Consider the following 14,433-nt stretch of genomic DNA (forward strand, 5'->3'; position numbering starts at 1 on the left):
GACGCTCATTTGTTGATAAGCGTCCTTAAAATTATTTAAAACGACTTGGGTTTACAACACCAGAAGCGGTTAAGAGTTCATCGAAATTAAAAATTCTTCGTTGGTTTTTGTTCCGCGAATCTGGCTTTGCAAAAATTCCATCGACTCCAGGGAATTCATATCTGCCAGGTGGTTGCGTAATATCCAAATGCGCTGCAGCGTTTCGCGGTCAAGCAGTAAGTCGTCGCGGCGTGTGCTTGATGCCGTAATATCAATAGCCGGGAATATGCGTTTGTTAGAAAGTTTACGATCCAGTTGTAACTCCATGTTGCCTGTACCTTTAAACTCTTCGAAGATAACTTCATCCATTTTAGAGCCGGTTTCGGTAAGAGCAGTAGCAATAATGGTTAATGAACCGCCATCCTCTATGTTGCGGGCAGCACCAAAAAAGCGTTTAGGTTTGTGCAATGCATTAGCATCAACACCACCCGATAATATTTTACCGGATGCCGGCGCTACGGTATTATAAGCACGGGCCAAACGCGTAATGGAGTCTAATAAAATAACCACATCGTGGCCGCACTCTACCATGCGTTTAGCTTTCTCAAGTACAATATTGGCAATTTTTACGTGGCGTTCGGCAGGTTCATCAAAAGTTGATGATACTACCTCAGCACGTACGCTGCGGGCCATATCAGTCACCTCCTCAGGACGCTCATCAATCAATAAGATGATCAGATATACTTCGGGATGGTTTTTGGCAATGGCGTTAGCCACATCCTTCAACAACATGGTTTTACCGGTTTTTGGCTGAGCCACAATTAAACCTCGCTGGCCTTTACCAATTGGAGAAAACAAATCCATGATGCGGGTTGAGTAGTTGCCTGCATCAGTAAATAAGTTCAATCTTTCGGACGGGAACAGCGGTGTTAAGTGATCAAACGGAACCCGGTCGCGAACCTCGGCAGGTATACGGCCATTAATGGCTTCAACCCTTACCAAAGGGAAATACTTTTCGCCTTCTTTAGGCGGACGGATGCTACCACGAACGGTATCACCTGTTTTTAAACCAAAAAGCTTAATCTGCGATTGTGATACGTAAATATCATCAGGCGAGGTCAGGTAGTTATAATCCGATGAGCGTAAAAAGCCGTAACCATCGGGCATAATTTCCAGTACCCCCTCGTTAACAATTACGTTATCAAAGTCGAGGTTAATAGGCTCCTGGTTATTTTTGCTCTGCTGATTGTTTTCGCGGTTGTTATTCTCCCGTTCTCTTGGGGCGTTGTCACGGTTATTATTATTATTATTATTATCGCGATTAGTATTTTCTCTTACCGGATTTTCGCGTTGCGGACGCTCCCGGGGCAAGGTGGTTTCGCGCTGCGTATTTGGTCTGCGTTCAAATTTTGGCGCAGTTACGGGTTGAGTAGCAGGTTCGCTTTCGGGTGCATCTGGTGTGCTTTCGGCCACAGCTTCTACAGCTTGCACATCGTTTGGTGTGCCGGCTTGTTCTGTTTCGGGCTGAGTAATAGCCTCTGGAGCCGCAAATAAATCAGCACCTGCTTCTTCTGCTGCTGCAGCTTTGGCTGGTGTAGTTTTCGTTTTTACACTGCGGGTTCTTTTACGAGGCTTTTCTTCGGTATCGGTAGTTGCTGCAGCTTCGTTGTTATCCGCAGCAGTGTTAGCATAATTTTCATTTAAGGTTGATTGTTGGGAGCGGGCAGCTTCTATAAGGCTTTCTTGCTCAACAATGCGGGTAATGAGCTGGGCTTTACGCAGTTCGTCTGCTTCAGCAATTCCCAGATCTTTAGCCATTTGACGCAATTCAGACACTAATTTGTCATTCAATTCGAGTGTATCAGGCATGAGATGAAATATGATTCAAAGAGGATTATTTAATGTAAAGAAAATTGATCTTGCTGCTGTAACGCACCTTGAAAACTAATTTATTGTATTTGCTGCAACGTGGGATTTTTTACAACTTTTCTTTAGTGCAAGAAAAATCTGTTCGGAAACGCTGCAATTGTACTTATTAATTTTAATAATAACAATTTTTTTAAAAAATAGTTACATCTGGCTAACACTCTTATTGAATTTTAGTTTTTTTGCGGCTTTATATTTTTCATAATATTTATATATGTTAAGCTACAGCCAACTTGTTGAGCAGATTAAACTTAAAAAGTCGTTTTTATGTGTAGGTCTGGATACCGATCCTGATAAAATACCGGCGTTTTTGCAGCGCTACCCCGATCCGGTGCTGGAGTTTAACAAACGTATTATTGATGCCACACACGATTTATGTGTAGCCTATAAACCCAATGCCGCTTTTTACGAAAGCAGCGGCGTTAAAGGATTACAAAGCCTAATTGGTACTTATGAATATTTACCTAAAGCCTGTTTAAGTATTATTGATGCTAAGCGTGGCGATATCGGTAACACATCTGATCGCTATGCCCGTGCTTTTTTTGATAAGAATGCAGGCGGGATGAGCTTTGATGCCATTACCGTTACCCCTTATATGGGCCATGACAGTATCACCCCTTATTTGGCGTACGAAGGTAAATGGGTAATTGTGCTGGCATTAACATCGTCTGTCGGTAGTCGCGATTTTCAGTACCTGCAAACGCCCGAGGGTTTGTTGCACGAGGCGGTAATTAACAAGGTTAATACCCTGGCTGGTGCCGACCGTATTATGTATGTTGTAGGTGCCACTAAGGGTGCCGAGTTCGAAAACATTCGCAAGCATGCACCCGATAATTTTTTATTAGTACCTGGTGTAGGTGCGCAGGGGGGAAGCTTGGAAGACGTTTGCCGTTATGGGATGAACGCTGATTGCGGCTTACTGGTTAACTCATCGCGCTCTATTATTTATGCCTCAAACGGCGAAGACTTTGCAGAGGCTGCCCGTGCCGAGGCGCAAAAACTGCAGCGGCAAATGCAGGCAGAGTTAGAAAAAGCAGGAATCATTTCTTAAAGTCGTTCATGATATAACCATCGCTTTACAACTGTTCGGTGTGTAATTGTTATCTGTAAAGATTTTATTGCTATTTACAGGTTGGGCAATAATACGTTAAACTAAATAGTTTAGGTATTGTCTTTACTACATCATGTCGGCGCTATCTACTACTTTTCGCTCACTGCGATTTTATAATTTCAGGCTTTATTTTATAGGTCAGTCCATATCCCTCATTGGGACGTGGATGGAGCGGATTGCCATCAACTGGCTGGTATACACTACTACGCATTCGGCATTAATGTTGGGGCTGGTAAACTTTGCCGGGCAAATTCCTACGCTTTTGCTTTCACCTTATGGAGGCACCATATCCGACAGGCACAATCGCTATAAAATACTGCTGACAACCCAAATGGCGGCTATGCTGCAAGCTGGTACTATGGCTACACTGGTATTGCTCAAGGTTTATAATATGTACGCCATTATTGGCTTAAGCATTGTATTGGGTATTATCAACGCGTTTGACACGCCCTCACGCCAATCGCTCATGATTAGGCTGATTGAAGATAAAAGGGACTTGCAAAACGCCATCGCGCTCAATTCATCGATGGTAAACCTGGCCCGTATGCTGGGGCCGGCCGTGGCCGGCATATTACTTACTACTGCAGGCACAGGCATCTGCTTTTTATTAAATGCCCTAAGCTTTGTAGCGGTAATTACCTCACTGCTGCTGATGAAGCTGCCGCCCATGGATATTAAAAAAACTACGGATAGTGTATGGGACGGCCTAAAAAAGGGTTATAGCTACCTGCAAACTGTGCCCGATATTAAACTTGTGATTTTACTAATGGCCTGCACCAGCTTTTTTGTAATGCCTTACACTACACTGATGCCCATCTTTGCCAAAGATATTTTTCATGGTGATGCGCGCACTTACAGCTTGCTTAACAGTATATCGGGTTTAGGTTCGCTAATGGGCGCTTTTTATATGGCCGGTTTAAAAAATACAGGGAATATTAAACGCATTGTGGTGTTTGCCTGCGCTATGTTTGGCGTAAGCCTGGCCTTGTTTGCGTGGAGCAACAGCTTATGGCTGGCTTTGCTGCTGGTAATGCCTGCCGGAGCAGGTGCAATGATGCAGATAGCCGGAACCAATACCTTTATACAAACTACAGTAAGCGACGAAATGCGTGGCCGTGTGATAAGTTATTATGTGATGGCATTTATGGGTATGCAGCCCTTGGGTAGCTTTTTGGTGGGCTTAGCTACTCATCATGCCAGTGCACGTTTGGTACTATGTATTGAGGGCTTAGCAGGTTTGGCTGTTGCAATTATTTTTGGTGTGTTGTTTAAGCGCTCGGCAGATAGGCTGGTTCAAGAAAAAAAAGAAGCTCAGGTAGTTATTGAATAATTAGTTATGCAAGCCAATTAGTCATCCAGCATTGCCTCAATATCATCAAAAATAGAAGTAAAGTTGTTCTCCAATGTATTGCGGTAGCGGTTAATGGCAGCGCTCATAGCTTCTTCATTTTCTTGGCTAAAGGGATTATTCCAGATGCGCATACAAATGCGTTTTAAGGCATAGGTCACCTTTTCAGTTTCGGCGTAGGTGTGCAGGTATTCGCTGCTTTTAAAGTTTTCAAAAAAACGCAAAAAAACATCGATGTTTTGCATGCCGCTCCTGCTCAAAAAACTATAGATGACTTCTTGGTCACAGCTATTCAGGTGGGCATAAAAATCGTCTACTTTTACCATTCCTGTTGTAAGCAGCAAATTATCCAGCAACAATTCCAGAGCGATGTGACCTAAGAAAAATGGCTTCACCGGCGAGCCAGTCATGCCTGGCAGTAAGGTAAGTTTGAGTTGATGTGAGTTGGTTTTAAAAAAATCAGCATTGTGAAAATGCCGGTCAACATCCAGGTGCTTAAGCCAGCCCTGTTGTATAGCTTGTTCAGGGCCAGCCGGGTAATCGAGCTTTTCAGGGTGTACAATAATGTGTTTGTCGGCATTTTTAAGCAAATCCGGTAATACCGTGCCCAAAACATGATAGCAATCGGTAGTATGGCGGTCAAAATAAAAATGAGACAAAAAATTCATAGCGGTATGGCAAAATACATGCTTTTTTGCAGTAAACGAAATGGTAAGGTTATCAAATTGTAACGTTTTGGCCGCACTAAAGTGGTTTCGACGTGTTAAACCATAAAACAAATCAGTGTAAGTATAATTGATAGTTAAATGAAATTTTTTGTTGGCGTAGTACCTCCACCCGGTATTTACGAGCAGTTGCAACATATACAAACTCAGTTTGGCGATAACAGGCTGGAGCCGCATGTTACCATCCGTCCGCCTGTGACTGTGTTGCATTTAGCCCCTTGGGTGCAAGCCATCGAAGATATTTGTGCTACTGTTGAGCCCTTTGGTATTCAGCTGCCTGGTACCGGCTTTTTTGGCGACCGGGTATTGTTTGTTAGTGTGCAGTCGCCGGGCTTAACCCAATTGCATAATTTGTTCATACCGGCTTTGCAGATATTTGAGAAAGAAGAGATAAGCAAAAATGAAGCGGCCTTCCATCCGCACTTAACTTTAGGCCGCAAGTGGTGTGGTTTTACCACTGATGATTTTGCGGCTATGAAATTATTAGTTGATGAATACCTCCAGGCAAGTTTTGTGTGGTTTACAGTTACTCAAATAAGAATTTATTATAAGCCGGATAACCATGGCCGTTTTGAAACCTACAGGGATATAAGCTTGAATAATAATGGCCTGTAATAGCTGAGTGCTTTGGTTTGCAGTAAATTTCAGTGGAAACGTTCAAAATCTGAGGACCTTAAGTTATGCGTGTATGAAGATGTTTGCCACCTTAGCTTATCTTAGGGTAATTACTATCTTTGCCAACTTTTAAACACGTTTATCATCATGAGTTTTGTTGAAGAATTGCGCTGGAGGGGCATGTTGCACGATATTATGCCCGGAACCGAAGAATTACTGAATAAGGGTATGGCATCGGGCTATATTGGTTTCGACCCAACAGCTGATTCGTTACACGTCGGTCATTTAACGCAAATTATGACGCTGATTCATTTTCAGCGTGCCGGACACAAACCGTTTGCTTTGGTTGGCGGCGCTACCGGTATGGTAGGCGACCCATCAGGTAAATCGGCCGAGCGTAATTTGCTTTCTGAGAATGTACTGCAGCATAACCTGCAAAGTATCCAGCAGCAACTGGAAAAATTTCTGAACTTCGACTGCGGCGATAACAGTGCGCAGATGGTGAATAATTACGACTGGTTTAAAGATTTTTCGTTTTTAAATTTTATACGCGACGTGGGCAAGCACATCACCGTAAACTACATGATGGCTAAAGACTCGGTAAAAAACCGTTTAAGCGGCGATACTGGTATGTCGTTTACCGAGTTTACTTACCAGCTGGTACAGGGCTACGATTTCTATTATCTCTGGAAAAACCATAACTGCGCCATCCAGATGGGCGGTTCAGACCAGTGGGGCAATATTGTAACCGGTACCGAATTAATACGCCGTAAAGATGCCGGCGAGGCCTTTGCACTAACCACCCAGCTCATTAAAAAAGCTGATGGCACCAAGTTTGGTAAAACCGAAAGCGGTGCCGTTTGGTTAGATACCGCCCGTACCTCGCCTTACCAGTTTTACCAGTTTTGGTTAAATGCCGGTGATGATGATGTGAAAAAATTTATCCGCATATTTACCTTGCTCGACCGCCAGACTATTGAAGATCTGGAAGCAACGCATAACGCTGCTCCGCATCAGCGTGCTTTGCAAAAAGCTTTGGCTCAAGATATTACTACCCGTGTACATGGCGAGGAGGCTTATCAAAAAGCTATACAATCCTCAGAGTTTTTATTTGGCAACACTGGTATCGAATTTTTAAACGAACTTACCGATGCTGAAGTATTAGCCATCTTTGAAGGTGTGCCTAACTTTACCGTTGCCAAACAGGATTTGGAGCAAGGCGCTGATGTATTAGACCTTTTAGCAATTAAAACCACAGTGTTCCCATCTAAAGGTGAGGCTAAAAAAATGATACAGGGCGGCGGTGTAGCCATCAATAAAAAGAAAATTGAGGCTGCTGACAGCCGTTACGATGCCGAAACCTTGATTAACAATAAATTTTGGGTAGTGCAAAAAGGAAAGAAAAACTACTTTTTGATTGTAGTTGAGTAAACGGGCTGTATAAACTACGTTTTGACATTTCAGGAGGTTGAATGCTTTGATACAAAAGCGTTCAACCTCTTTTTTTGCGGTGAAGGGTAGCTTCATCACACTCTAACAATCCCACATTAAATAATCATCTGTTAAATTTTGTTAAATAACTAACGTGTTAGTTTTATAACTAATTAATTAGTTATATTTGTTTTGTCCGAAAGGATAAAATCAATACTATTAATATTAACCATATGAAGCTTAGCTCTTACCTAACTTTTTTATTGCTACTAATTGCCATCCTGTCAAAAGCGCAAAAGCCCGATACCGCCCAGGCCATTGTGCATTACAAGTTTACCCACGTGCGCGATACTAATAACCGCGACAAACCGCTGGTAGAAAATATGATATTGCTGGTAGGGCGTAACTCGAGTGTGTATAAAAGCTACGACCGCAAATTAAAGGAAGAACAAATGCGTAAAAGTATTGAGGAACAGATGAGCAGCGGGTTGAGAGATTTAAAAATTACTTCTAATGCAGGAGCTCTCGGTCCTAACGTTGACTATTATCAATATCCAAACGAGAAAAAACTTTACACCATTGAACGGCTGATGATGAACAGCTACGTCATTCCCGAAAGTATGGCGGCGCTGAATTGGAAAATAAGTGCAGATACGGCTACCATTGGAGGCCTGCCATGCCAGAAAGCCACCACACGTTTTAAAGGGCGCAACTATACTGCCTGGTTTTGCGACGATTTGCCTTATCGTTCCGGCCCGTGGAAACTGAGCGGTTTACCCGGACTAATTGTAGAAGCCTCTGACGATAAAAAAGAAGTGATGTTCAAGTTTGATGGCATCGAAAAGATAAGCGGTACCGGGAAAGACCAAGCCGCCCAAAACCAAAGTACAACAACCCGCGTGATGTTTAGCGGTATGGATGATGCCTCTAAAAATAGCAATGTTATAGCCTTACCAACTAATAGTATCAAAACCAACCAAAAGGAGTTTGAAGAAGTAAGAGAAATTATGCGTAAAGACCCGCAGGCTTTTGCGCAATCACAACGTGCTGCAGTACAGGGGCGTATTGGGGCATCCGGACAGGCTTCCAGTTTTAGTGTGGGTACAGGCGGTGGTGCAACTGCTGTATCCTCAATCGGTAGTATCAGGGTCGAGTCGGCGCCGGGAACAAAAGCGGTAACCAATAATCCAATCGAATTACCTGAAAAGAAATGAGAACGGCAATTACCGTAATCGTTATCTGTATCTGCACTTTCTTGTTTTCGATTGATGGCCTGGCCCAAACCATTAAGGGTACAGTTACCGATAGCGCGGGTAAGGCGGTGCCCTATGCCAACGCAAAGCTTATGGGAGCCGGTAACCTCATTATTGGTTTTACGGCTACCGATAACAAAGGTGCATTTAGCCTGCCTATACCTGCCGATGCTGCTAAAAATGATCTAAGGGTAGAAATCAGTTCGGTTGGTTTTAAAAAGCAGAGCAAGCCGGTAAAGGACTTCTCGTCTCCTTACAATTTTATGTTGAGCCATTCGGTTAACCAGTTGCAGGCAGTTAACGTAAAAAATACTGCGCCCCGGCTTAAGGTTAGGGGAGATACTATTAGTTACAAAGTATCAGAGTTTACCAGTCCGCAGGATAGGGTAATTGGTGATGTAATTAAAAAGCTGCCTGGCGTTGAGGTGGATGATAACGGCAAGATTAAGTATAACGGTAAAAACATCTCCAACTTGTACATTAGCGGAGATAACCTGCTGGATGATAAGTATAACATCGCTACTAAAACCATTCCCAACGGTGTGGTAGACCAGGTACAGGTAATGGAAAACCATCAGCCCATTAAGGCCTTGCAAAACAAAGTGGTGAGTGATGATGTGGCGCTCAACTTAACCATTAAGCCGGATGCTAAAATACAGATGGTGGGGCAGGGCAATATTGGCGGCGGTTTACCAAGCAAATATGACGGCACCATAAACGCCATGATGTTTAAGGATAAGTACAAGGCAGTCAACTACGTTAAAGGCAACAATACCGGTGTTGATATTCAAAACGATTTGGTATCACATAACCTGAGTAGTTACTTAAACCGATTAGACAATAACAAGCCTCAAAACTTATTATCGTTAGGGGCGGCGGGCAACCCAAATTTGCCTACCAACCGGTACCTGTTTAACCAGTCGGGCTTAATTAATTTGAATAACTTGGTTAACGTAAAAAAAGATGTTCAGCTGAAAGCCAACCTATCTTATTTGCACGACAGGCAACTGCAAAACTACGTAAAGGTGCGCGAAACCTATCTGCCCGGCGATACCATCCGTTATACCGAATTGCAGGACAATCGTAAGCGGCCCGACCTGTTGCATGCGCAGGCTACATTAAACATCAACAAATCAAATTATTACCTGAATAATACGTTGCTCACCGACTATGAGCAATACCGTTCTACATCAGCATTAAACGCTAACGGTGTAGGTTCCAGCCAGGCGTTAAAAAACGGCCGCTTAGATTTCTCTAACGAATTTAACCTGATGAAAACATACAACTCGGGCAATATTCTGGAAGCTTATTCTTACATCAACCGGTTAAGCAATCCCGAAAGCAGGGTATTGCAGCCGGGCATTAACCAGGATGTGTTTAATCAGAACATCCCTTACTTACAGTTGCTGCAAACGGCTAATATCCCTACGTGGTTTACCAATAATTACTTATCGTTAAAACACGCGGGCGACAAAATTACCCAATCGTACAAAGCTGGTGTTAGTTTGCAGTCGCAAAGTTTGAACTCGGCCTTAACCGTAATTCAAACTAACGGAAACACTACTGCAGCCAGTAACCAGTCGGTTAACAACCTGGATTGGTTTAAAACAAAAAGCTACGCTGAAGCGGCCTTTGACGTACCCGGCGAAAAGTTAAAGTTGGGTATACGGTTACCACTGAGTTTGCAGCACATTACCTACTCCGACCGTACCTATAATTTGGGTAAAGCATTAACACGCCTGTATTTTGACCCAAGTATATTTGTTAAATACGCCACCGCTGCCGAGCAATATATTACGGCTGCCTATAATTTTAAGAACGATATTGGCGACATTACCCAAGCTTACCGTGGCGATATCCTCACCAATTACCGTACGCTTAATGCCAATTATGCTGACCTGGCCGAGCGCAAAACGCAAAATGCTACCGTAGGCTATAATTATCGTAAAGCTTTAAAACTGTTTTTTTGGGAAGTAACGGCCGGGTATAACCATATTGACGTAAATAATATTACTTCGGCCGTGTTAACCGATAACTTTCAGCGTACTGTTGTGCTACCTTACGCCAATAGCATTAGTACTTGGTCGGTAGTGGGCAGTACCAGTAAATATGTATACAGTTTGCACACTACGTTTGGTGCAGGCTACTCGTGGTCTACCAATAAATATAACCAAATTTTGAATAATGTGCTGTTGCCTTATACTAACTATAGCAACGTAGTTAATGGCAGTGCCGAAACTAAGATAAGTAATCAGCTGAACTTAAGTTATCGTATTACCGCTACACGTACCACCAGCCGTTCGTCGGTGGCTGGCTCTGGCACTACAGGTATCACTCAGTTACAGCACCAGGGCTCCATCAATTATAATCCGCTCAATAACCTGTTCCTGAGGTTATCAGGCGACCATTACTACACCAACCAAAGCCTGCGTAACAATTTGAACTATTCCTTCGCCGATTTTTCGGTCCGATATAAAATCAACAAGCGCAACACTGATTTAGAATTGACGATGCTTAATATTTTCAATACAAAAACGTATAGCGCTCCCTTTCTAACAGCAAATAATTTCACCAATAGTGTGTATCAGTTACCCGGCCGTATGGTAACCTTAAAAGCTTCGTTTAATTTTTGAGATTGATATGTAGAAAGAACTAAAAGAATCACATTGTTATTAATTTGATTCTTTTAGTTCTATAGAAACCTTTTTGTTCAGGTTGGTAATGATGCGGTCTAACGTGTCAATAACATGGTTATAATCTTCTTCGGTAACGCCCTGCATCATGAGCAATAATTGTTTTTCGTAAGCATGATTAACGGCGTCATAGAGCCGTTTGCCGGCATCGGTAAACTGATAGTTCTTGTTCTCATTAGCTTTGATCCAGCCACGGGTGTCCAGATTATCAATGATGCCGTTCAGCCTTTTTAAACTCAAAAAGTACTTAACCTGCTCATGATGTGCATCTACATTAATATAGCTTTTACTGGCTATAGTACGTAAAACCATCCAATGATAACGTGTAATACAATGCCTGTCAAAAGCATCGTCAAAAAATGCCGTAATTAATTGATCGGCTTCTTTTAAATACCACCCTATCGGTTTGGGCAATCCATGTTCATCAGTAACAGGCGTCATAAACTGTGTAATTACAGTTCACTTAACAACTCGAGTTTCTTTTGGTTGTATTCTTCTTGCGAAATCAGCCCGTTATCAAACAGCGTTTTAAGTTTTTTAAGTTTTTCAGTTAACTCATCCGGCTTTTGTTCTACCACGGGCTCGGGAGCAGGGGCGGGCGGAGGGGTAGATACAACGGGCGGCGCAAAGGTTTGCGGAGCTGGGGCTTCGAAAGACATAAAAGGCGTGTTCTGAACCTTATGTAACTCTTCGCGCTTGCGTTCGTTTTCGCGGCACTCCTGCGAAAACTGGTAAAGTTTACGCCCTTGTACTTTAGGCAAATAATCAACACTCATCTCGGCGCCCTGTACGGTTTTGATGGTAAACACCGAGCCAATGATTTCTTCTTTCATGTTAACATCGGCAATGTCTTTCCAAACAAAATCAACAAACTTCAACGATAAGCCCAAATTGGCAGGCGAAAAAAACAGCACTCGCCGGTTGGTAATTACTATACAATCGGGCAGCAGGTTTACCAATGGTTTTTTTTGCGTAGCTATATATAGCGTATCTTCGCCCGGGGGTAGCAGTTCTACCAGGCGGCTGTAAACTTTTTCAACCGCTTTAGCGTCCTGCTGCTCATTTAAAAACTTTTCAATCATAGTACAACATCATTGTATTGTGGTAACCAAATGTAATCATAATCTGTCATCTGCCATACTCGGGCAATTATTAAGTAAAGTGTATACTGAAAACTATACTCCTAACAAAACCTGAATGTTTAATTGTACAGATGTAGCATTGGCTGCATAATACAAGTTGTAACGTATAATTTATTTTCGTGTGGGTTAATGCTTAATTTGCCTCGTAAATATCAGCGTTTGCGTAAATTGAAAGGCTTAAATTGTCTTATAGTTAATTTGCTGATGATTTGGCAATATATTTGAACCATTCCTGCTGATAAATTGAGCGTAGGTTAAAATGATCTTCGGTTTATCTTGTTAATTTGTTTAGTGACAATACAAACGAGTGGGATAATGTTTAAACGTATATTTAAAATTGAGTTTGTGCACTTAAAAAAGAATTTTAAGGCAACCGTATTTGAATCCGATTATCCGGGCGGTTTTACAATGTTCAAACTCAAACTTAGCGACACCAAATATTGGCTTTTAAAAGCTGGCGAAAACTGGAAAGTATTGGGTGATGTTACGCTTAACGCTAATCTAAAAAATTTAATAGTTGCTGAATTGGAAAAAACACAATCAATGCAGAGTACAGCTGCATAAATTGCTGTATCAGTAAGATAACGGCTCGACGATTAGCGGTGTTTCTGTTACTTGAACAGATAGTTTCCCGTTCTGGACTTTAACTGTATCACTCGACGGCTTATCTGTATTGTAATCTAATCTATGTATTACCAGTCTCTTGATACCCGGTAACAAAAGAGTATAATTTGATACCGAGCCATTTTGTGTAGGTTGTACTAACACATACATAGCTCTTTTGCCTTGCATATACAAATCTACAAAAGGAGCTTTATTGATGGTTTTTCGATAACTGAATTTGCCGAGCAAATCTTTTGCCTGAGCGATAAAGTTGGCCGCTGGTCGACGCTTTAAATCTTCTGTTACCAAGCCCGATGATGCATACTGCACCGGATTAGCCAGGTTGTCATCAACCATCATATAGAAAAATAGTTTCTGGATGCCGTTGCGCGCATATAATAATGCAGTTCTGACGGTCCAGTCGGCTTGTGTTTGCATGATAGGTTTATGGTCGACAGCAACTGCGCGTTGTGGACTACTTGGGTTAATATCATATCCCGCCTCAGTAACCCATACCGGCAAATAATATTGATTGCCCAGTACAGCAAATTGGGCGGCTACCCCGGCCGCTTCTGATTGTTCGGGAGCAACTCCTTGTGTAGCCTGGTCATGGTGCTCCAGATGGTCATTGGCATACAAATGAAAATTAATTACATCGAAACATAAGTTGATGCTGCCATCGGCTTTGTAACCCCTGTTTTTCCGGCACCATTCAATCATAGATTTTACATAGCTCACATCGGTTTTAGCCAAGCCGGCCATCACTACTTTCATGTTAGGGTCGGCTGTTTTTACGCCAACATCTTTACCCAATGTGCCTTTGTGCCCATCATAAAACGCAGAAAGATTAGCTGCATATTCTTCAGCCGTTTGGTGCGCTTTGTCGCCTTTCCACCATTTATCGCGCTCGTTATCGCATTCAATGTATTTTACGGTATTTAATCCGGTAAGAGGCTGATTAATTTGGTCAGCTGTCCAGCGTTGAGTAGAATCAATTTTTAAGAGTGATTTATCAATCCGGCTATTACTGCCATACCTGGCCGCAAACTGGAAGGCTGCCCTGGCCTGTAAAATATAACTTGCAGGCCTGGCTTTATTAGCGCCGTATGGTATGGGTACATTTTCGGCATCCCGCTGGTTGGCCGGGTAAGTGTCTTGCAGCCAGTTTGGGCAGGTTTTTAAACAAACCAGCATATCAATGCCGTCTGTTTTGCAGCGTTGGTATATAGCATCCATATTCCAGCCGCCACTATGGGCAGGGTTAAAGGTAAACTTACCGGGTTTATCTTCGATGCGGCCCCAATCCAGGTAATGTCTTACGCCGCCAAAAGATTGAATGAGCTTCATTTTCGGCTCATAAATATCCAGGGCGTTGTTTGGGTCATCCGGATTTTGCAAAAAGTTCCACTCAAAGGCATTGACGCCCAGCATATTTTTGAATGTGGTGGTATCTTGTAAACGAAGCAGCCGGTTTAAACCCTCAGCCTGTTTGGTTTTGCTGTTCTGGCAATTGAACGAAAAGAAGGAAGCCGCTAAAGTGAGGCAAATGAAAATTTTTTGGCCTGCATGATGTAACATCTGTAGCAAGTATAGCTGTGAAAGCAACA

At 42.6% G+C, this 14,433-nt stretch carries 12 protein-coding genes; 7 read left to right on the plus strand and 5 right to left on the minus strand.

All coding sequences use genetic code 11. The annotated features are described in order from the left end of the window. Positions 1–69: 69 nt before the first annotated feature. The gene (gene rho, locus AAGR14_RS06940; protein ID WP_342647866.1) at positions 70–1,848 is read right to left on the minus strand and encodes a transcription termination factor Rho; all 1,779 of its coding nucleotides are present in this window, start codon (positions 1,846–1,848) and stop codon (positions 70–72) included. 271 nt (positions 1,849–2,119) lie between these two features. Between rho and pyrF the strand changes: the two genes are divergently transcribed. Together pyrF and AAGR14_RS06950 are read left to right on the plus strand one after the other, a co-directional pair. Then, positions 2,120–2,956, plus strand: coding sequence for an orotidine-5'-phosphate decarboxylase (gene pyrF, locus AAGR14_RS06945; RefSeq protein WP_342647867.1), 837 nt, complete (start codon positions 2,120–2,122; stop codon positions 2,954–2,956). Between the two features lie 133 nt (positions 2,957–3,089). Continuing rightward, positions 3,090–4,346, plus strand: coding sequence for an MFS transporter (locus AAGR14_RS06950; protein ID WP_342647868.1), 1,257 nt, complete (start codon positions 3,090–3,092; stop codon positions 4,344–4,346). Positions 4,347–4,363: 17 nt separating this feature from the next. On the opposite strand, the gene AAGR14_RS06955 is transcribed toward AAGR14_RS06950, so the two are convergent. Beyond that, positions 4,364–5,032 (minus strand): hypothetical protein, encoded by a 669-nt coding sequence (locus tag AAGR14_RS06955; RefSeq protein WP_342647869.1) that lies wholly within the window; start codon positions 5,030–5,032, stop codon positions 4,364–4,366. Between the two features lie 138 nt (positions 5,033–5,170). Between AAGR14_RS06955 and AAGR14_RS06960 the strand changes: the two genes are divergently transcribed. From AAGR14_RS06960 to AAGR14_RS06975, 4 genes are all read left to right on the plus strand, one after another. Next, positions 5,171–5,704: a 2'-5' RNA ligase family protein gene (locus tag AAGR14_RS06960; protein WP_342647870.1), complete on the plus strand. Its 534-nt coding sequence runs from the start codon at positions 5,171–5,173 to the stop codon at positions 5,702–5,704. A 147-nt stretch (positions 5,705–5,851) separates the two neighbouring features. Further along, positions 5,852–7,135 (plus strand): tyrosine--tRNA ligase, encoded by a 1,284-nt coding sequence (gene tyrS / locus AAGR14_RS06965; protein ID WP_342647871.1) that lies wholly within the window; start codon positions 5,852–5,854, stop codon positions 7,133–7,135. Positions 7,136–7,368: 233 nt separating this feature from the next. Then, on the plus strand, positions 7,369–8,349 hold the full coding sequence (locus tag AAGR14_RS06970; protein WP_342647872.1) for a GLPGLI family protein: 981 nt from the start codon (positions 7,369–7,371) through the stop codon (positions 8,347–8,349). Beyond that, on the plus strand, positions 8,346–11,021 hold the full coding sequence (locus AAGR14_RS06975) for a hypothetical protein (protein WP_342647873.1): 2,676 nt from the start codon (positions 8,346–8,348) through the stop codon (positions 11,019–11,021). Before AAGR14_RS06970 ends, AAGR14_RS06975 begins: the two co-directional genes overlap by 4 nt. A 39-nt stretch (positions 11,022–11,060) precedes the next feature. On the opposite strand, the gene AAGR14_RS06980 is transcribed toward AAGR14_RS06975, so the two are convergent. Together AAGR14_RS06980 and AAGR14_RS06985 are read right to left on the minus strand one after the other, a co-directional pair. Then, entirely contained in the window at positions 11,061–11,522 is a 462-nt protein-coding gene (locus AAGR14_RS06980) for a hypothetical protein (protein ID WP_342647874.1), read from the minus strand. 11 nt (positions 11,523–11,533) lie between these two features. Then, positions 11,534–12,163, minus strand: a complete 630-nt coding sequence (locus AAGR14_RS06985) for a PH domain-containing protein (RefSeq protein WP_342647875.1) — start codon at positions 12,161–12,163, stop codon at positions 11,534–11,536. Between the two features lie 405 nt (positions 12,164–12,568). On the opposite strand from AAGR14_RS06985, the gene AAGR14_RS06990 reads away from it, so the two are divergent. Next, positions 12,569–12,787, plus strand: a complete 219-nt coding sequence (locus tag AAGR14_RS06990) for a hypothetical protein (RefSeq protein ID WP_342647876.1) — start codon at positions 12,569–12,571, stop codon at positions 12,785–12,787. Between the two features lie 9 nt (positions 12,788–12,796). Here AAGR14_RS06990 and AAGR14_RS06995 read toward each other — a convergent pair whose 3' ends face one another. Further along, a complete protein-coding gene (locus AAGR14_RS06995; protein WP_342647877.1) occupies positions 12,797–14,404 on the minus strand; it encodes a hypothetical protein in 1,608 nt (535 codons plus the stop codon). Between the last annotated feature and the right edge of the window lie 29 nt (positions 14,405–14,433).

This window comes from Mucilaginibacter sp. CSA2-8R, from assembly GCF_038806765.1.
Taxonomy (GTDB): Bacteria; Bacteroidota; Bacteroidia; order Sphingobacteriales; family Sphingobacteriaceae; genus Mucilaginibacter.